We start from the raw sequence: 19,212 nt of genomic DNA, 5'->3' as shown, positions 1-19,212 counted from the left end.
GCCAGCGATCAATGCTGACCGTTTTGCTGTTCCACTTTCCGGTAGTCTTCGCTGAGTTTCTTCTGGACATCCGCCGGAACGGGTGCGTATTCCGCAAAGCTGACTTTCACTTTCGCCTTTCCCTGCGTTACGTTGCGCAGGGCGGCATACAGGTGATCGAGCTCCGCCTGCGGCGTTCGTGCTTTGATGACCTGTTTGGCATTACCCGAGTCCATGCCCGTAATGATGCTGCGATGGCTTTGCAACTCGCTCATGATATCGCCCATCATGACATCGGGCGCTGAGGCTTCGATGTCGTACACCGGTTCCAGCAGCTGGGGCGCGGCCTGGTGGAACGCTTCGCGGAACGCCATCATACCGGCGATTTTGAAAGAAATATCGTTGCTGTCTACCGGGTGCATCTTGCCGTCGTACACGCTTACGCGCACATCGCGCACGTAGGAGCCGGTGAGCGGGCCTTCGTGCATCTTTTCCATCACCCCTTTGAGGATCGATGGCAGGAAGCGCGCGTCTATCGCACCGCCCACGATGCAATTGTTGAACACGAGCTTACCGCCCCAGCTGAGCACGATCTCTTCCGTATCGCGCACCGGGAATTCCTTGAGGGCCGGCATGCCATCGAACCAGGGCTCGATCTTCATGAAAACCTCGCCGAACTGGCCCGCGCCGCCCGATTGCTTTTTGTGCCGGTACGTTGCCTGCGCTGCCTTCTGGATCGTTTCGCGGTAGGGAATGCGCGCCGGCAGGTAATCCACCTGCATGCCATACACGTGCTCCAGCCGCCATTTGGTGACGGCCAGATGCAGTTCGCCCTGTCCGTGGAGGATAACCTGTTTCAGCTCGCGGTTGTACTCCACTTCGAGCGTAGGGTCTTCCATGTGGATTTCGTTCAGCACTTCACCGAGCTTTTCATCGTCTGCCTTGTTTTTGGCGACGATGGCCGTGCGGACGCGCGGCGCCGGGAAGTGGACGGGATCGATCTGGGCGTTGAACTTCGGATCGTTGAGGGTATGATTGGTGAAAGTGTTTTTCAGTTTGAGGGTGCAGCCGATATCGCCGGAACGGAGGCGGTCAACGGGCTGGCGGTTCTTTCCGTCTGCGATGAACAGCTGGTTCAGCCGCTCCGTGGTGCTGCCTTTTTCGTTGTAGAATTCCTGTCCGGCTTTCACTTCGCCGCTCATTACCTTAAAAAAGGACAGCTTGCCGATGTGGGGCTCCAGGAGGGTTTTGAAAACGAAAAGACAGGTGGGCCCGGCGGGGTCGCAGGGCACTTCGCGGCCGTCTTCCGTGACTTCCGGGGGCATTTCCACGGCGGAAGGGGCTACGTTGTCGATGAACCCCATCATTCTGCCGCTGCCCATATTCCGGAGGGCGCTGAGGCAGAATACGGGGAACACCTGGTGTTTCATCATCCCGATCTTGAGGCCTTGCCGCAACTCGTCCTCATCCAAACTGCCTTTTTCGAAGTACAGTTCCATGAGGGCGTCGTCGTTTTCGGCGGCTTTTTCGACGAGGGCGTTATGCCATTCGTCTGCCTGCGCTTTTTCGCTGTCGGGAATGGGGAGTTTTTCGGGTTTGCCGCCGCCTTCGGGGAAGCGGTACATGGTCATTTTGAGGAGGTCGATGATGGCGTTGAAGCCGGGCCCCTGGTTCACGGGGTATTGCATGAGGGTAACGGCCGGCCCGAAGAACCGCCGGGCCTGTTCCAGCACCTGCTGATAGTTGGCGTTTTCATGGTCGAGCTGGTTGATGGCCAGGATGGTGGGCTTGCCGTAGCGGTCTACATAATCCCAGATCTGCTCGGTGCCCACTTCCACGCCGTTGTAGGCATGCAGCAGCATCACGGCGGTGTCGCACACACGGATGGAGGAAGCCACTTCGCCCATGAAGTCTTCCAGGCCCGGGGTGTCGATGATGTTGATCTTATAATCCCGCCACTCGGTATGCAGCGTGGTGGCGTACACGGAGTTGCCCCGGGCGTGCTCTACTTCGTGGTAGTCAGACACGGTGTTGCGCTCCTCCACGGAGCCGCGTTTTGGGATAATGCCGGCCTCGAAGAGCATGTCTTCGGCCAGCGTCGTTTTGCCGCTCTTGGCAGCGCCAATGAGCACAACGTTTTTGATGTGTTTTTCGTCATACGTTTTCATACGGCAATTGTTTTGCGGGTGAAGCGCCGGGGCGAGTGGGTTTGCCGTTCTGCGGAGAAATATCAGTTTGCGAGGCTCATAACATGCTGGTGGATGACCTTCCCGGCCGGATATTAATTTACGCAATTTTTAGGGTAAATACCGTGATTAGTCCAGTTTAAAATCGATGTCGCAACACCGTTAGGGTGACAAATAACCCTAACTTTGCACCATGAAATTATTACTGCAATACCTCAAAAACTATAAATGGCTGGTAGTGGCTGCCCTGGGGCTTGCGACCGTCAACCAGGTCTTTTCCCTCATGGACCCCTGGATCTTCGGTGTGATCGTAGACAAGTTCGCCGACCATCCCACCACGTTTTCCGCCAAAAATGCAGTTGAAACCATTCCGCGGACCGAAAGCCAATACCTGAGCGGCGTTTTGCTGTTGCTGCTGGCTTCCATCGGCGTGGCCATGGTATCGCGCATCGCCAAGGCGTTCCAGGATTACTTTGTGAGCGCCATTACCCAGCGCCTCGGGGCCAAAATGTACACAGACGGCCTCCGCCACTCCATGCGGCTGCCTTACCAGGAGTTCGAAGACCAGCGTTCCGGCGAAACCCTCGCCGTGCTCCAGAAAGTGCGCCTCGACACGGAAAAATTCATTTCCCAGTTCATCAATATCCTTTTCACCACCCTTGTAGGCGTCGTGTTCGTGATGATTTTCGCGTTCAGGGTCCACTGGTCGCTGGTGTTCGTATATTTCGGCGGCTCCATCCTCCTGGGCTGGCTCATGAACGTGCTGAGCAAACGCATCAAGTCCATCCAGAAAAACATCGTGAAAGAGACCACCGTGCTGGCGGGCGCCACCACAGAATCTTTGCGCAACATCGAACTGGTGAAAAGCCTCGGCCTTACCAACCAGGAAATCCGCCGGCTGAACGCCAATACCATGAAGATCCTGCTGCTGGAGCTCACCAAAGTGAAACGCGTCCGCAGTATCGCGTTCGTCCAGGGCACGTTCGTGAACCTCCTCCGCTCCTCGATCCTCTTCCTGCTGCTGTACCTGCTGTATGGGGATGTGGTGACGGTGGGCCAACTGTTCTCCCTCCAGCTTTATTCCTTCTTCCTGTTCGGCCCCCTGCAGGAGCTGGGCAACATCATCCTCGCCTACCGCGAAGCACAGGTCTCGCTCGATAACTTCCAGCGGATATTGCAGACGCCGGTGGAGGAAACGCCCGCATCGCCCGCCAGGCTGTCGCTGGTGAACGAACTGGCGTTCCGGGAAGTGAGCTTCCAGCATATCACGGCCAAAAGCAAGGCGCTCGACGATATCACGTTCACGGTAAAAACCGGGGAAACCATCGCATTCGTGGGCCCATCCGGAAGCGGCAAAACGACGCTGGTGAAATTGCTCGTGGGCTTGTACAAGCCCGGCGAAGGGCATATCCAGTACAACGGCATCGATTCCAATGCGCTGGATATCGAAGAACTGCGGCACCAGCTGGGTTTCGTAACGCAGGATACGCAACTGTTTTCGGGAACGATCCGGGAGAACCTCGCGTTCGTGAACCCCAAAGCCACGGAAGAAGACATGATGAGCGCGCTGCAAAGGGCATCGGCCTACAGCCTCCTGGCACGTGCGGAAAAAGGGATCGATACGGTGATCGGTGAAGGCGGGATCAAGATCTCGGGCGGCGAAAAACAACGCCTCTCCATCGCCAGGGCCCTGTTGCGGCAACCGAGGCTCCTGGTGTTCGACGAAGCCACTTCCGCCCTCGATTCCATCACGGAAGAAGAAATCACCCAAACCGTGCGCCACGTCACTTCCAGCAAGGAACACATCACCGTAATGATCGCGCATCGCCTGTCTACCATCATGCATGCCGACCGTATATACGTGCTCGAAAAAGGGAAGATCGTGGAAACCGGCGCACATCACGACCTGCTCACGGAAAAAGGATTGTACTACGCCATGTGGCGCCAGCAGATCGGTGAACGCAAAACCACCGAAGTGCCGGCAGCATCCTGAAATTAAATCGTATTTTTGCACACCATGAGCAACAGACCGAATTATTTTCTCAGCATGCTGAAGATGAAATGCCCGCACTGCCGGAGAGGCGATATGTTCAAGAACAAAAATCCCTTCCAGCTGCGCTTCTCGAAAATCTTCGAAATGTACGACAGATGCCCCGTGTGCAATCAGAAATACGAACTCGAAACCGGTTTCTGGTTCGGGACGGGATATGTGAGCTACGCCCTCGGCATCGCCCTGTCTGTCTTCAACCTCATCTGGTACTGGTTTTTCTTCGGCATGAGCTGGGACGATAACAGCATGTACTGGTGGCTCGGCATTAACGGCGTAATCCTCATCGTGCTGCAACCCTGGCTGATGCGCATTTCCCGCGTCATCTACCTCTACTTCTTCGTGTATTACGACGAAGATACCGCCCAACTCCCCGATCCCGGGCACGGGCACGATCATTCTCACTGATTATTAATTCCTTATTAATACACAAGGGCCGTGAAAACGGCCCTTTTTTGCTTTTCATCCAAAATCTGAGCAGTATGTCAGATCATCTTTAGTATGTTGAATGATGTTTTATTCCAGTAAATCGGACGGAAATCCATCCATCCTCAAATATATCTTATCATTTTCATTACACCCCATTTTTTTCTCACACGACTGCTTGTAACACACGCCCCGCGCGACTTACTTATCACCCCGAAAATCGTTTTCAATAAATCGCTCCATTAATTTGCAACATTGATGCATTTTTATAGATTTGCAACTTTGTTGCACTTTAATAAGCCTAACATGAAAAAACTCCTTCTCCCGGCCATTTTCGCCGGATTGTTCCTGGCTGCCTGCCGGAAAAACGACAAACCTGCCGTTCCTGAAGAACCCTCCAAACCGGAAGCCACCTTTCTCCGCCTGATCGTCAGCGATGTAGATCAGGCGCGGATTTCAGTGATCGACCCACTAAAGAAAACCGCCGTAAACTATCCCGTCACGTCTGCCCAGCCGTCGCTGTACGCCACCAGCACGGGCCAGTTCGCCACCATCATCAGCCGCGCGGCGGGGAAAGTGGAATTCTTCAACACGGGCGTGGAAAAACACGGTGGGCATCTGCACATCCATAAAGCGGAAATGTCGCCGGTCAAATTCTCCGAAGCCGGGCCCACACATTTCTTCGGTCATGCCGGCCTGAACGCGGTCTTCAACGACGGCACCGGTTCGCTCAGCCTCTTCAAAGACGGCGACCTCGACGGCGATGGCGGCACCATTCTCCCCGTTGCGCAACCGCACCATGGCGCCATGGTCATCTTCGATGATTTCACCATCGCCGTAACACAGAAAGACGGGTCCGTTTCCGGGACATTGCCGGAAAAAGTGAAGATCATCGACCGGTTCGGGAAAACGCTGCATGAAACGAAAATCGCCACCAAAGGGATCCATGGCGATGCGGGCAACGGCAAGCTGGCCGCGTTCGGCAGTGCAGACGGCATCCTCATCGTGTCGCAGACCGGCGAGCAATCGCTCATCCCCTATCCTTCCAGCTTCGGAACCGCGTGGATCGGGACGGTATTGGGCAACAAGGCGCTGCCGCATTTCTTCGGGTACGTTTCACTGGGGCTTTTCAAGATCGATCCCGCCAGCAAACAAATCACGGAAGTCCTCAAAAACGATAACAACATCCATCAATATCTTCTCGACAGCGACGGCAAAAACCTCTACGTACTGCTTACAGACGGAACGTTGAAAATCTTCGATGCAGTGACCACCCAACTCAAAAAAGAAGGGAAGATCACCACGGCCATCCCCGCAGGCGCCACCGCCGCGCAGAAGCCGTATTTCGCCGTATCGCGCCGCGCGCTTTACATTACCGACCAGGCTGCAGGGGCGATACGCATGCTCGATCTGGCCACGCTGCAGCAAACGGCGAGCATCCCCGTAGGAGGGAAACCGTTCAAGCTCATCGTAGCCGGCGACCAGGAAGGGCTCGAAGCCGGAGACCATTAAACCAGCCATCGTATACATCAGAAGGGGGACCAGCAATTGCCAGTCCCCCTTTCCTTTTGCCTGTCACGACTATTTTTACTTGATCTCGATCGGGAATTCTGCCTGTGCATCGGAGCTGCCGGGGCCGTAGGTACCGTCTTTCCCGATGGGCTGGTGGCGCACCACCATGCGGAAATAACCTTTGAAACCCGCTTTGGTGGCCACATGCACCTGGAGGCCGACCGGAAGGTTCTTCACGTCTTTATCCAGCGGCGTAACCGTTGCGGCGGTGGTAACCGAATCGGTCACCTGCGCGTTGGCGTTCACGAAAAACAGGTGGAAGATGCGATGTTCGGCGGACTCTTTTTCGATTTCTTCGGTCACGTTATCTGCCGGGTTCTTGCGCTCGTCGAGCAGTTCGGTGGCCAGCAGGTAAGCGGTGTTGGCTTTCAGGTTGATGGGCGTGATCTGCGGCGCGGCGCCACCGGTGCCGTCCATGTCTTTCCAGGTGGCGATCACTTTTTCCGCCGGCGTGGCGGCATTGGTGAAGGTGAGCTTCACGGTGGTGATCTCTTCGTTCTCGTTTTCGTGCTCATGCTCATGATCGTCGTGTTTCTCCTTTTTGCAGGCGGAAAATGCGAGCACGGCGGCAGCGGCGAAAAATGCGATATAGTTGCGGGAAGTGAATATTTTTTTCATGATGGATCAGGAGGATTTTTTGCCGAAAATGAGCGGCAGTTTGAGTTTAAGGTAAACGTTGGCACCCGGCTCGTCTGCATAATACCGGAAGAGGTTCATGTAGTCGCGGTAACGGGTGTTGAGGATATTGGTAGCGCCGAGGATGACAGACAGGGGTTGCCTGCCGAAATGCACGGTGCTGCCGGCTTCCAGGTTGAGCAGATTATACGCGTCTGGCGGCGGGATGAGGTCTTGCCCGGCTGGATTGAATGGATTTTTCGGATCGGCAGGAATGCGCGTTTGCTTCGTCACGTTCTGCATGCTGATGGCGAAATAGTTGTCTTTCAGGCGCTTGGTGTTGCCAGGGAAGAAACTGATCTCATGTTCGAAACGGTCGGAAGGCATGCTGATGAGCCAATCGTTGATATCCTCGTTCCAGGCGCGAAGCACGGATGCTTTCGTGGTGAGTTGCCATTTGGGAAGGAAGCGCCAGCGCAACTGGGCGTCCATTCCTTTGGTGGTGGCATCGGCGCTGGTGTAATACATGAACGGGAACGATCCGCGTATCGACACCACGATACTATCTGTCGGCTGCAGGAAGATGAAGTTGGAAAACTTGTTGTAATACAGGTTCACATCGGCTTCCAGTTTATCGCCCAGATCGTAGTGCAGCCCGAGGTTGAACTTGTTGGCGGCTTCGGCTTTCAGCGCCGCATTTCCCAGTTCGAACGTACCGGTACCGTGATGCAGCCCGTATGCATAGAGCTCGTTCACACCCGCCGGCCGCCATGCCCGCGCGTAATTCACCGATGCGTGGAAGTTGTCGGTCATGCGGAACTGCGCGCCCACCGATCCGGAAAAGCTGCCGTACGTCTGTGTTTCATAGGCGATATCGTTCGTATTGTCGTTGATGTTATAGTACTCCTTGTTATCGTACCGCACACCGCCTTCGAACAGCCATTTATTGTCGGCGCTTTCCCATTTTTCCGTCCAGAACAGGCCCCACTGGCGGCTTTCATAATTGGGTATGAAAAGCCTGCGCTGATAGCTGTTCTTCTGATACATGCCACTGGCGCCGATGGTGCCGCGCAGGCCGTTCCAGGATTTGTGGTCCCAGAGCAGCTCGCCCGTCCACGTAGTGAGGAAGAGGTTCATCCGGTTCACGGAAAGTGCGGAATTGTAATCCAGTTCTTCGCGCTCGTTGAACTGCCGCGACACCACGAGGTTCAGTTTCCCGGCGTTCCCCGTGTTCACATATCCTTTCACCTTGAACAGTTCGTGTGCTACGTGCTGGTACGGCCGGTCGATGTTGTAGGAGAAGCCTTCCGTGTATTGCGCCAGCGGACGGCCCTGTTTGATGGCCTGTTCCAGGTCGGTACGGTTCCCGATGTGGGCGCCTTCGAAAACGCCGAGGTTGGTATTGAACTGCGAATAGAAAAGCTCCAATCCATAGTTCTTCTTTTTATACCCTGCGGCTGCGGAGAAGTTGTATTCTTCCACGCCGGTATTATCGAGCCAATAGCCGGGCGTTCTGGTGTTGCCCCCTTTGCGGAGGGTCCCTTGCAACCGCCAGCTGAGCCCCGGTACCGCGGGCACCTGTTGCTCGATGATGGCGCTCAGCGCACCCAGGCGGTTGTTGGAAAAGGCGGACATATTCACCTCGCCCGACAAGCCCGGCTTCACGGGCAGCGCCCGCGGTTCCACGAGCACCACGCCGCCGATGGCGTCGCCACCATAACGGAGTGCGCCGGCGCCTTTCACGACCACGAGCTTATTGGCGAGGAAGGGGTCCACTTCCGGCGCGTGTTCCGATCCCCACTGCTGGCCTTCCTGGCGGATGCCGTTGTTGAGGACGAGCACGCGGTTGCTGTGCAGGCCGTTGATGACGGGTTTGGAAACATTGGGCCCGGTGGTCATGGCGGTTACGCCGTTCACCCGCTTGAGGGCTTCGCCGAGGGTGAGGCCCCTGGTTTTTTCCAGCTCCCGGCCGCTGAGCGATTCCACCGGCGCGGTGGTCACTTCCTTGGCGGCATGGCCCGTTATGGCGACTTCCTGCAATTGGGTAACGCTGTGCGGCAGCTCGATGTTCCGCCGCTCGTCGCCACTCACCTGCCAGGAAAGCTCCACCGGCAAACAACCGATATGACTGATGTGAACGGTATAATTTCCGGGGCAAAGCCCGTCTATGGTGAATTGACCTTTTTCGTTGCTCTTCGCGATGTGGCCGTTTTCTTTCACGACGATGGTGGCGCCGGACAGCGGTTTCTTCGTTTCGCTGTCGGTGACCGATCCGCCGATGCGGATGGTGCATTGTGCCATCGCCGGTGCCGTCCACGCAAATGCGAGGAGCCCGCACAGCCATGCGCGTAATCTCAAGTTTCTCATCTGGTTACAATACGTCGGGGGCAGTAAGCAATACTGCCGGTGATAAATGCGATGTGGGAGGATGAAGGGGTTAAGCGGCCGGAGGTGCCCTGAGCGAGCAATAGAGCACCGGGGCTACCGGTACGGGAACGGGCTGCGCGGATGGCAGCTCGGCGAAGATAAAAGGCACCGAAGCCAGGTGCACGCTATGCTCCGGGAGAAAAGACTCCATGGCGCTGTGCAACCAGTCGCAGTGCTGGTGAACGGTGGAAATAACCGGCCCGTGCGCGTAAATGGCACTGCAGGCAGGCTCGTCTACCGTATCCTCGTGGCCGGAAAAATGGTGCAGGTACTCCCGGGGCGTCAGGTAAATACTGAAGACGCCCAGGAGGAGAAAAACGCTGATTTGTAGCAAACGCTGTTTCAATGTACCCGGTTTATCCCGCCAAAGATAGCCTTTTTCTCACAATTGCAACATTGTTGCATGATTAACGGACTTTCATCATGGTGCGCACCTGCTGGGCCGCACCATTCTGGAAGCGCACGTAATACATCCCGGACGGAAGCTGTTCCCCGTCGAACGTATGGGTGTATGTGCCTGCGGCATGCTGCCGGTCTACCGGCTTGGCGATCAGCCTGCCCATAGTGTCGAACACCTGGATCAGCGTATGCCCGCCGCGGGTTTTGTAGCTGAGTATCGTTTTGGTGGAGAAAGGATTGGGATAATTCGTGATGAGCGTTTCATCGTCGCCCACGCCGGGGATGCCCGTCACCACGCTACAGGCCAGCCCGTTGACGAGCGGCAGGCTCTGGTAGTTGTTCAGCATGATCTTGTTCAGTTCGGAAGACGGAACGCAGAACCACTGTTCGAGCAATGAGGCGTACACCGAACGGAAATCGTATTGCATGGGCACATTGTCTACCGGCGATGCCGCATCGGGCATGGTCGGGTTGTTGCCCAGTATCTGCTGGTTCACGTAATCACCGAAAACGATCATGGGCGCGGAGTTGCCGTGGTCGGTACCCATACTGCCGTTGGATTTGATCCTTCTGCCAAACTCGGAGAACGTCATCCCCACCACGCGCTGCGATTTCTTCTGCTGCTCCAGGTCTTTCATGAAGGCGTGGATGGAGGAAGACACCATGTCCAGCAGATGCGCGTGGGTACCGGTGGTGGTATCGCCGCTGTTAGTTTGGCTGGCGTGTGTATCGAAACCGCCGATGCCCACCATGTACAGGCGGGTCTTCAGCCCGCCGGCCACCAGCCTTGCCACGATCTTCAGCTGCGCGGCGAGGTGATTGTCCGGATAAGTCCGCTGATTGGTCACTTTCGATGCCGCCGCCTTGATGACGTCTGCATAGCGGTTGGTTTGCCGCTGGATCTGGCGGATGTATTTCAGTTCTTTTCCGGCCCGGGTGTTGGGCACGGTTTCTTCGATATTTTCGAGGAGGTTGTAGAAGTCTGTAGGGCTGGTGACCGCCATCCCGAAATTGCCGCCCTGCCCCACGAAAGAGGGGGAAACGATCGATCCGATCTGGATCGCCGGCGGATCGGGCATTTCGGCGTTCGGGAAACCGGTGGGGTAGCCGGGGTATTCGGTATCGAGGAAACGCCCGCCCCAACCGGTTTCCAGCACCACGTTCGCATCCGAGCCCGTGAGCCAGATATCGGTAGCGCGGAAGTGGGAAAAGTTCGGGGAAGGATAGCCGACCGACTGAATAATGGACACATGGCCTTCGTTATACAAATCCCGGATGCCGGTCATGGAAGGATGGATGCCGGTTTTGGTCTGTCCGGCGAGGCGCAGCACGCTGCCTTCGGGGATGGCGATGTTGGAGCGCGCGGTGCTGTATTTGCCGTACTGGTCCAGCGGGATCACCATGTTCAATCCATCATTCCCCCCGTTCAGCTGGATCATTACCAACACGTGATCATTGTCGAGCGCCGTCTTTTCCAGCGCCGCCAGAAACGGGGACGCGGCAAAAGCCTTGATGGAAAAGCCGTTGATAAAGGAGGGCAGGATAGTTGCCGGGGCGGTATATCGGAGGAAATCTCTGCGTTTCATAATTAGGTTTTCAACGTGATCAGGCCAGGTGATATTCTGACAGGTTCATGATGGTTTTGTAAAGGGCTTTCAGCATGTCTACGACCAGTGCTTTGTTCATCGCGTCAGACGGGTCGGAGATGTAGATGTTCCAGACCTGCGTCCAGTAATAATCCTGTTGCTGCCCCTTGAGAAGGATATCGTTTTTGAGATAGGCTTTCATGGCGTCAGACAAATCCATCCGGTACAGGATCGCCAGGGCGTCGTTGATGAGCAGCACGGGGTTGGAAGGGTCTGGCAGCTGCTGCGTGAACACGAGCGGATCGATGCGCAGCGTCTGGCCCATGGAAATATACCCGGTGGTGATCATCTGGTCGGCGAGGAAGTTCCGTTTCGGCAGGGTGTCGGTATTAATCCACAGCTCATGGAACTGGGGCGCGAGGTAATAAGCATCCCACCCGGAAACGCCCGGCGGATCGCCGATATTCTGTTGCTGGTTGCCTGCGGCCGATTGCAGGGACCGCCATTGCGCGTATGCCTTCGCGTAGTCGGACGCCGGTGCGAATTGTACGCCGAACTCGCGGCACATGCCTACGGTATAGTCTACCGGGCTTTTGATGAGGCACGACATATTCGCGGGATCGTAGAAATGTTCGCTTTTGAAAAGTGCGGAAAGCACCGGGCGGATATCGTAATTGGCGGCACGGAAAATATCGGCCAGTGGGGAGATCACGTCGTTTTCAGCGGCGGAGTCGATTTCGTAGTAGATGAAAAACTGGTAGAGTTTGCGGCAGATGAATTTCGCCACTTCATGCTGCGCGAAGATGATGGTCAGCAGATCGTCCAGCTCAGTAGTGCCGTTGGGGCCGGTTTTGCCGGTGATGACCTTGTTGGAGAACCAGCTGGAGAACTGTTTATTCTGATAATCGTGTTTCGTGGGATCGAAGTAGCTGGTGATGTTGGTTTTGTCGACCTTGTACCCGGTGAGCACGTGTGCGATGGCGCGAACGTCTTCTTCCTGGTAAAGGGAATCGGGGCCTTTGCCGCAGGTGAACAGTTCGAGGAGCTCGCGGGCATAGTTTTCGTCGGCCGCGGTGGCTTCGTTGAGATAGCCGTTGAGGTAGACGAGCATGCCGGGATCGATGGTGACCGCTTTGGTGAGGGCTTTGAAGTTCCCCAGGGCGTGTGCGCGCAGGGTAACGTTGTGGGCGTACATGAAGCGGGCATCCTGGATGGTTTGCGTTTCGGTGGCGAAGTGGTTATGCCAGAACAGCACCATTTTTTCGTGGATAGACCGTTGCTGGTTGAGCATGAGGCCGGTCCACCAGGCTTTGTAACTATACCGCCGATGATCGTTGAGGTCTTCATCTCCTTCGGGTGCCGTTACCCAGGGTGCTCCGGGAACCACGCCGGTGGGGTCTACATAGCCGCCGGTCTGGTAGCTGTTGACGGGGGCGTGGGAACAGAGGCGTTGGGCACGAGCAGGGCATCCACCGCCTGGTTGAGGCTCATGGCGCCGAAGTGCTTGACGTCTGCCGGCGCGGCGCCGAACATGGCACGTTTCAGCAGATGCACCACCTGCGCGGTGCCCCAGGGGCCTGAATAGGGCGCTATGCCGGTGAAAGTCCGGGCAGCTTTGGCTGGAGCGGCTTTGCGGGGGAGTTGAGTGTGAGGAACGATCTGCGGTCCATCGGGGATACGGTTAAATAGCGGTCAAAATTTTGTGTTGATAGACTGCCGGGAAGACCCACTGCAGCCGAATTCCGCATCCAAATTAGTAAAAACTTTAATTCAATTGTATTATTTTATATGTTTGGCGGTCTTTTACGCTTTTTCATGCCAGCGAGCCCTTACGTCCGATACCAGGTATTTCCCGTTGTAATTGCAGCGGTAACCGCTGCGTTATTCGTTTTCCTTTTGGGAAATCCGGATGCGCTGGCCGGTAATCTCGTTGCATTGGGATTGTGGTGCTGCGTTTACGCTTATTTCAAATTATCGGCGCCGGCGCGCTTTCGTAACGACCGGGTGATCTGGTGGACGATCCTCACTGCAGCGGCCCTCCTCATTTTGGGGGCGCCATTCGTTTTTGGCTTATTGTACAGCACACCTGTGAACATCCATACTTTCTGGGTGCCGGCGATGGTGTTGTTGTTTCTGGAATACCTGTGGCCATTTCCGCCTGAAAGGCAAGCCGGGAACGATTTAACGGAAGCGGAAGCTGAACAACGAAAAAGCCGCCGAAGTGAGTGACACAACGGCGGCTGATAGTTGATGACAAGCTGGCTTTAAAAAAATCTTTACGAAAAAGATCACGCGAGGTTTTCGATGATGCCCGCGATGCCTTGTCCACCACCAACGCAGGCGGTTACAATACCATATTTTTTGTTGAGTCGCTGCATATCGTTCAGCAACTGTATCGTCAGTTTTGTGCCCGTGCAGCCCAGCGGGTGCCCCAGTGCGATGGCGCCCCCGTTGATGTTCACGATGGCAGGGTCCATGCCCAGCTCACGGATCACGGCGATGGATTGGGATGCGAACGCCTCGTTCAGTTCCACGAGATCGATGTCGCCGAGCGATTTGCCGGCCTGGCGCAACACTTTCGGCACTGCGGCCACCGGCCCGATGCCCATGATGCGCGGATGTACGCCTGCAGACGCGCAGGCCACCAGGCGGCCGATCGGCTGGAGGTTCAGTTCTTTCACCATTTTTTCGCCCATCACGATCACGAAAGCGGCGCCATCGCTCGTTTGGGATGAGTTGCCCGCCGTTACGGAGCCCCCGGCGGCAAATACCGGTTTCAACTTGGCGAGCGCATCGATGGAGGTATCTGCACGCGGCCCTTCGTCCGTATCCACGACCCAGGATTTGGTCTGTTTCTTTCCTTTTTCGTTCACGAACACGTCTTCCACGGTGATGGGAAGGATGCCGGGCTTGAAATAGCCGTTCTGGATGGCGTTGATGGCTTTGAGATGAGATTGCAGGCTGAACTGGTCCTGCTCTTCGCGGCTCACTTTATATTCTTTGGCCACCGCTTCGGCGGTGAGGCCCATGCTGAGGTAATAATCGGGATTGGTGGTAGCCACGCTGTAGGCAGGAACGGTTTTCCAACCTGCAGTGGGCACGAGGCTCATACTTTCCGTACCGCCGGCGATGATGCAATCTGCTTGTCCGCTGCGGATTTTAGCCGTGGCGATGGCGATGGTTTCGAGGCCGGAGGCGCAATACCGGTTCACGGTCATGCCCGGCACGTCGATCCCCAATGCGCGGACGCTGATCATCCGGCCGATCTGGAGGCCCTGTTCGGCTTCCGGCACCGCGTTGCCCACGATCAGATCGTCTACCCGGTTCGGGTCCAGCTGCGGAACGGAACCCAACAAACCCTTGATCACGTCTACGGCCAGATCGTCGGGCCGGTAGAACCTGAGCCCGCCTTTCTTCGATTTCGTCACCGCCGTTCTGTATCCTGCTACGATATATGCGTCTTGCATGGTTATCTCCTTTTGTTTGGTATTCTCCAAATTTAAGGAATTCCAGCCTTATTTGATCGGTATCTCCACCCAGGCGGAAGAAACCCCGGCAAATATCCCGTAACCCTTGTCCACATTAGAAAAGACGATAGTCGGGTCTACAAAAAGATTGCCATCGCCGGAGCTTTGGAGCTGGAGCGATTTCAAATACTGCCAGCTGGCGGAAGTGAGGCCGGTCACCTCCAGCAGCAGCACTTCATCTTTCACCAGCACCTGCCGCGTCTGGAGCACCACGAGGATGTCCCGCCCGTCGAAACGCTCGTCGGGGATGAGGGAAAATTCGTGATAGGTTTCGGTGATGAGGTCGGTGAAACTGTTGTTGTACGAGGGATCGAAGCGGTATTCTTTCCGCGATACGGGCACATATTTCCCGTCTGCCCCTTTTTTCGCTGCAAACAGCCTGATCCGGTAGCGGTCTATGCCAGACCGATCGTCGAGGTACACTTTCACGCGGTTGCCGCCCGCCTGGGCGAAGGGGTCGTGGAGGCGGGGCCGCCGGGGCAGGGTGTCTTCCGCTTTCACGCCGGGCAATCCGCCGGCGGTCACTTCGATCCGGTAAGGTTTTCCGGTGGCTACGGTTGTGGCAGACACGTAATATCCCTTGCCGTTGATTTCGCGGAACTGCATCGTCATGGGCGCATCGCCGGCGGTCAGTTTGATGGTGGCGTTCTTTATTTCCGGGAAAGCCGTGGCGCCGGGGGCTGCGAGCGGGTTAGGCGGAGGTAGATAACGCTGTCTTCCTGCACGAGGCTGTTCACGACGATCCTGTCGCCTTCATACGGCACCGGGATATCCGCACTTTGTTCACAGGCTGCGAGCGCAGTGATGGCGAGGAGATAAGCTGCTTTTTTCATATCAAAACCTGACTGCCCACGAAACGCTGGGCAGCACGGGCAGGATGCTCAGCATCGTAAGCTCGCGCTTTTGCGAATCGGGATTGTGTTTATAATAGTAGAAAAACGGGTTCTTGCGATTGTAAGTATTGTACAGCCCGAAACTGAGCATGTACCGCGCTTTCTTGCGCTGTTTGGTATAAGTGGCGCCAAGGTCGAGGCGGTGCACATCGTGCATGCGAACGGTATATTGATCGCGGTACACATCCACCGGCTGCGTGCCTGGTTCGAATTCCGGCGGGGGCATGTGGGGCGATGGCTCCGTCACGTTTTCATAGCTCGCCACGGGTAGCGTGAGCGGGAGGCCGCTGGCGTATTGCCATTGCGCGGAAACTTCCCATCGTTTGCCCAACTGTTGCGTCAGCACCACTTCCAGCTCGTGCCGCCGGTCGTATTTGTAGGGAAAAACCCTGCCCTGGTTGATGTTCGGGAAAGCGCGGCGGCTCCAGGCGAGCGTGTAACCGATCCATCCCTTGAACCGGTCCTGCTTTTTCTGCAAAAGCACTTCGGTGCCGTAGCTCCATCCGCGGCCCACCACCACCAGGTCTTCCCAGCTTTTGGTTGCCGAATTGAAATCCGCGTTCTGCTCCTGGTACTGGATTACGTTTTCCATCCGCTTGTAATATCCTTCCACCGACATTTCATATCGGTTATCGTTCGTCGTTTTCGCCAGGCCCAGCGCCAGTTGCTGCGCGTGCATGGGCGGCACCTTGTCGGTAGCGGCCACCCAAAGATCGGTAGGCAGGAACGTGGCGGCGTTGTTGGTGAGCAGGTGGATGTATTGCGTCATCACCGTGTACGACATTTTCAGCGCCCATCTCCGCGGCAGCATGTACCGGAAGCCGAGGCGCGGCTGAATGGACGTGTACGCCCTTCCCTCCACCAGGAAAGCCGACGCATGTACGCCGAGGTTGAGGTGCATGGAGTCGCGGATCTTCCAGTCGTTCTCGAAATACAAAGACAACTCCACGCCGCCGTGCGTCTGGTCGTTGTAAGTGGTATCGGCCAGCTGCTGGTCGTCGGAAACATTGTTGAACGCCGTGATGCCCGGCCTGAACACGTGCCAGGTCCCTTGTGCGCCGAAACGCATGATATGGCTAGGGTTCGGCCGGTAATCGAAATCGATTTTCGCGCCGAGATTGTCCACTTTCGAATAATACCTGCCAAAAGCGTTATCGTTTTCGCGCAGCCGCGGCGTATCGAGCGCCATGTATTTGTAAGTGTAATCGGTGTTGAAACGGAACTGGGAATAATTGACCGTGACGTTGGAAAACAGCTGCGGATTGAAGATATGGTTCCAGCGGAGCGCATAAGCCTGGTTGCCCCATCCCAGCCGGAATTTCATCTCTTCATGGTATCTTTTCGGCGCGCCCTGCACCGAATCGAACACTTCGTTGCGGTGCATCGTGAGATTGTCTTCCCCGCCATATGCGCTGAGGTAAAGGCGGTCTTTCGGGGAAAAGATGTGGTTGATCTTGAGGTTCGCATCGTAGAAATACGCCCAGAATTCCCCCTGTTCGCCCAATTTCAGTTCCTTGTTGGCGGCATCCTGCAGGAGCAGATCGGCATACGTCCGCCGCGCGGTGAGGATGTAGGAGGTTTTCCCTTTGACGATCGGCCCTTCTGCCGCCATGCGCGACGCGAGCAGCCCGATCGACAGCTCGCCGTGATGGTTGTACATATCGCCGTCTTTCATGGAAATATCCACGACGGAAGACAGCCGTCCGCCGTACCGCGCCGGGAACGCGCCTTTATACAGGTCCACATTTTTTATGACATCCGGGTTGAAGACGGAAAACACCCCGAACAGGTGCGTCGAATTATAGACCGGCGTACCATCCAGGAGGATGAGGTTCTGGTCGGGGCTCCCACCCCTGACGTGTATGCCGCTCGTTCCTTCCATCCCGCCGCTCACCCCGGGCATGGCCTGTATCGACCGTAAAACGTCCGCTTCTCCCAAAATCCGCGGCATCGTTTTCGTTTGCGACATATTGACGTTCACCTTGCTCATCTGCGTCTGGTCCTGTAGCCGCGGCAATGTTTCCGATACTTCCACTTCCCCGAGGGTGTTGGACGGGCTCAGTTTGAAATTGAGCTGTTTGCTGTCGCGCTCGCGGACGGGCACCTGCATGGCATTGTAGCCGGTGTAAGACACGAAAAGCGACAAGGTATCGCGGAGCGTGGTGAAGCTGTAGAACCCGTAATTATTGGTGACGGTGCCGGCTTTGAGATGCGGGGCATAGACGGTGGCGCCGATGAGCTTTTCGCCGGTGGCGGCGTCTTCCACATACCCGCTGATGGTGCGCTGGAAGGGTTGTTTGGCGGCCAGTACGAGGAGGCCGCCGATGCGGCGGTACTGGATGCCGTTATCGGCGAAGAGCTGATCGAGCACTTCGCGCAGGGGCATGTCGCGGACGCGGAGGGTCATGCGGCGGTTGAGATTGACAACGTCGCGGCTATAGGAAAACGGAATGCCGTAAGTTTTTTCCAGATGGTCACAATACACGTAAAGGGGCTGATCTTCAAGGGAGACCGAGATCCGGGTGCGCCAGTTCCATGCGAACACCTGCAGGGGGAGTATTGCCAGCAGCAATAATCCCGGCAGGACTTTCTTCATTTGCAAGCAATTGACTATGACGAATAATTGTTACAGCGGCTGCAGCCTGTATGTGCCCGGCGCGGGTGTTTCCACGGATGCGGAAACCATAAACGCCAGGGCGTCCATCACTTCTTCCACCGATTCTCCGGAAAAGCGGGTGGTGATCCGTTTTTCCAGCATCGCGGGGTCGGCGACGGTGATTTTGACATGATATTCTTTTTCTACTGCTTCCACTACCTGCGCGAAGGGCACGTCTTCGAAGCTGAGGCCCTGTGCGCCTTTCACTTCGAATTCCCCGTTGGCGGCGTTGCGCCGGAGGGTCATCCCTTCGGTCATCACCACGGGCTTGCCGAGGTCGGGGTCGGTCACCTGAATTTTCCCGCTTTCGACGCGGATGAACAGGGAAGTGTCCCACTCCACGGTGAACTTCGTGCCCAGCACCTGGATTTCCGTTTCGCCGGCCTCCACAATAAATGGCTTTCCGGCGGAATGGGCGATATCGAAGCTGGCTTTGCCTTTTACGCGAACGCGCCGTTCCTGTTCTCCAAAATCCTCATCCACGGTCAATTTCCCGTTTCCTGCGAGCTGGATGCGGCTACCGTCGTGCAGATCGGCGGTTTGCCCACCGGAAAACGACTGTTCACCGTTCCCTGCGCGTTTCACGCCCCAAATCCCCGCTACCACGAGCAGGGCTATGGCGGCGGCGGCCATCCATACCCTGTTTTTCCGGCGCATGGGCACCACTTCCGTTTCGGGAGCGGGCGCGGCCGGCTGGGCGGTGATGTTGGCGCGGAGGCGTTCCCAGCTGCTGTCTGTACTGATGCCGAAGGAGGGGTCTCCGGGGCGGGGGCTTCCAGCAACTGGCGGACCGCACCGAGCGCGGCTTCGTTGGCCGGCTGGTCTTTCCGCCATGCCTCTACCCACGCGCGCTCGGGGGCTTCCGCCTCGCCCAGCAGGTATTTGCACAGCAAAGAATA

The 19,212-nt window shown here is 56.4% G+C and carries 16 protein-coding genes; 4 read left to right on the top strand and 12 right to left on the bottom strand.

The genetic code is table 11. The features are described 5' to 3' along the window. Positions 1-8 precede the first annotated feature (8 nt). The gene (locus WJU22_RS08380) at positions 9-2,147 is read right to left on the bottom strand and encodes an elongation factor G (RefSeq protein ID WP_341842787.1); all 2,139 of its coding nucleotides are present in this window, start codon (positions 2,145-2,147) and stop codon (positions 9-11) included. A 211-nt stretch (positions 2,148-2,358) separates the two neighbouring features. Between WJU22_RS08380 and WJU22_RS08375 the strand changes: the two genes are divergently transcribed. From WJU22_RS08375 to WJU22_RS08365, 3 genes are all read left to right on the top strand, one after another. After that, positions 2,359-4,158, top strand: coding sequence for an ABC transporter ATP-binding protein (locus WJU22_RS08375; RefSeq protein ID WP_341842786.1), 1,800 nt, complete (start codon positions 2,359-2,361; stop codon positions 4,156-4,158). Between the two features lie 24 nt (positions 4,159-4,182). Continuing rightward, positions 4,183-4,620, top strand: coding sequence for a DUF983 domain-containing protein (locus WJU22_RS08370; protein ID WP_341842785.1), 438 nt, complete (start codon positions 4,183-4,185; stop codon positions 4,618-4,620). 324 nt (positions 4,621-4,944) lie between these two features. Further along, positions 4,945-6,150 carry a hypothetical protein gene (locus tag WJU22_RS08365; protein ID WP_341842784.1) on the top strand — a complete coding sequence of 402 codons (1,206 nt, stop codon included), beginning with the start codon at positions 4,945-4,947 and terminating at the stop codon, positions 6,148-6,150. 75 nt (positions 6,151-6,225) lie between these two features. On the opposite strand, the gene WJU22_RS08360 is transcribed toward WJU22_RS08365, so the two are convergent. From WJU22_RS08360 to WJU22_RS08335, 6 genes are all read right to left on the bottom strand, one after another. Further along, positions 6,226-6,828: a hypothetical protein gene (locus tag WJU22_RS08360; RefSeq protein ID WP_341842783.1), complete on the bottom strand. Its 603-nt coding sequence runs from the start codon at positions 6,826-6,828 to the stop codon at positions 6,226-6,228. 6 nt (positions 6,829-6,834) lie between these two features. After that, positions 6,835-9,183: a TonB-dependent receptor gene (locus WJU22_RS08355; RefSeq protein ID WP_341842782.1), complete on the bottom strand. Its 2,349-nt coding sequence runs from the start codon at positions 9,181-9,183 to the stop codon at positions 6,835-6,837. Positions 9,184-9,262: 79 nt separating this feature from the next. After that, positions 9,263-9,598, bottom strand: a complete 336-nt coding sequence (locus WJU22_RS08350) for a hypothetical protein (protein WP_341842781.1) — start codon at positions 9,596-9,598, stop codon at positions 9,263-9,265. 61 nt (positions 9,599-9,659) lie between these two features. Beyond that, positions 9,660-11,237, bottom strand: coding sequence for a DUF1501 domain-containing protein (locus WJU22_RS08345; RefSeq protein ID WP_341842780.1), 1,578 nt, complete (start codon positions 11,235-11,237; stop codon positions 9,660-9,662). Positions 11,238-11,256: 19 nt separating this feature from the next. Then, complete coding sequence (locus WJU22_RS08340; RefSeq protein WP_341842779.1) at positions 11,257-12,624, bottom strand: DUF1800 domain-containing protein; 1,368 nt, start codon at positions 12,622-12,624, stop codon at positions 11,257-11,259. Positions 12,625-12,635: 11 nt separating this feature from the next. Beyond that, the gene (locus tag WJU22_RS08335) at positions 12,636-12,791 is read right to left on the bottom strand and encodes a hypothetical protein (protein WP_341842778.1); all 156 of its coding nucleotides are present in this window, start codon (positions 12,789-12,791) and stop codon (positions 12,636-12,638) included. Positions 12,792-13,025: 234 nt separating this feature from the next. On the opposite strand from WJU22_RS08335, the gene WJU22_RS08330 reads away from it, so the two are divergent. Then, positions 13,026-13,466, top strand: coding sequence for a hypothetical protein (locus WJU22_RS08330; protein WP_341842777.1), 441 nt, complete (start codon positions 13,026-13,028; stop codon positions 13,464-13,466). 59 nt (positions 13,467-13,525) lie between these two features. Here the strand turns inward: WJU22_RS08330 and WJU22_RS08325 are convergent, their stop codons facing one another. The 5 genes from WJU22_RS08325 to WJU22_RS08305 are packed head-to-tail and all read right to left on the bottom strand — an operon-like array spanning position 13,526 to position 19,201. Then, complete coding sequence (locus WJU22_RS08325) at positions 13,526-14,704, bottom strand: acetyl-CoA C-acyltransferase (RefSeq protein WP_341842776.1); 1,179 nt, start codon at positions 14,702-14,704, stop codon at positions 13,526-13,528. A gap of 48 nt (positions 14,705-14,752) precedes the next feature. Continuing rightward, positions 14,753-15,376: a DUF4249 family protein gene (locus WJU22_RS08320; RefSeq protein WP_341842775.1), complete on the bottom strand. Its 624-nt coding sequence runs from the start codon at positions 15,374-15,376 to the stop codon at positions 14,753-14,755. 38 nt (positions 15,377-15,414) lie between these two features. After that, a complete protein-coding gene (locus WJU22_RS08315; protein WP_341842774.1) occupies positions 15,415-15,597 on the bottom strand; it encodes a hypothetical protein in 183 nt (60 codons plus the stop codon). 1 nt (position 15,598) lies between these two features. Then, a complete protein-coding gene (locus tag WJU22_RS08310; protein WP_341842773.1) occupies positions 15,599-18,253 on the bottom strand; it encodes a TonB-dependent receptor in 2,655 nt (884 codons plus the stop codon). Positions 18,254-18,283: 30 nt separating this feature from the next. Further along, positions 18,284-19,201, bottom strand: coding sequence for a FecR family protein (locus WJU22_RS08305; RefSeq protein WP_341842772.1), 918 nt, complete (start codon positions 19,199-19,201; stop codon positions 18,284-18,286). Positions 19,202-19,212: the final 11 nt, after the last annotated feature.

The sequence above is a fragment of the Chitinophaga caseinilytica genome (assembly GCF_038396765.1).
Lineage (GTDB): Bacteria > Bacteroidota > Bacteroidia > Chitinophagales > Chitinophagaceae > Chitinophaga > Chitinophaga caseinilytica.
The sequence above is the reverse complement of the archived record's forward strand: the minus strand, read 5'-3'. Positions and strand labels throughout refer to the sequence as shown.

Bases quoted from the DNA above. Each gene is read 5' to 3' on its own strand.
- WJU22_RS08380 (WP_341842787.1), bottom strand. From the start codon at position 2,147: ATGAAAACGTATGACGAAAAACACATCAAAAACGTTGTGCTCATTGGC.
- WJU22_RS08375 (WP_341842786.1), top strand. From the start codon at position 2,359: ATGAAATTATTACTGCAATACCTCAAAAACTATAAATGGCTGGTAGTG.
- WJU22_RS08370 (WP_341842785.1), top strand. From the start codon at position 4,183: ATGAGCAACAGACCGAATTATTTTCTCAGCATGCTGAAGATGAAATGC.
- WJU22_RS08365 (WP_341842784.1), top strand. From the start codon at position 4,945: ATGAAAAAACTCCTTCTCCCGGCCATTTTCGCCGGATTGTTCCTGGCT.
- WJU22_RS08360 (WP_341842783.1), bottom strand. From the start codon at position 6,828: ATGAAAAAAATATTCACTTCCCGCAACTATATCGCATTTTTCGCCGCT.
- WJU22_RS08345 (WP_341842780.1), bottom strand. From the start codon at position 11,237: ATGAAACGCAGAGATTTCCTCCGATATACCGCCCCGGCAACTATCCTG.
- WJU22_RS08330 (WP_341842777.1), top strand. From the start codon at position 13,026: ATGTTTGGCGGTCTTTTACGCTTTTTCATGCCAGCGAGCCCTTACGTC.
- WJU22_RS08325 (WP_341842776.1), bottom strand. From the start codon at position 14,704: ATGCAAGACGCATATATCGTAGCAGGATACAGAACGGCGGTGACGAAA.
- WJU22_RS08320 (WP_341842775.1), bottom strand. From the start codon at position 15,376: ATGACGATGCAGTTCCGCGAAATCAACGGCAAGGGATATTACGTGTCT.
- WJU22_RS08315 (WP_341842774.1), bottom strand. From the start codon at position 15,597: ATGAAAAAAGCAGCTTATCTCCTCGCCATCACTGCGCTCGCAGCCTGT.
- WJU22_RS08310 (WP_341842773.1), bottom strand. From the start codon at position 18,253: ATGAAGAAAGTCCTGCCGGGATTATTGCTGCTGGCAATACTCCCCCTG.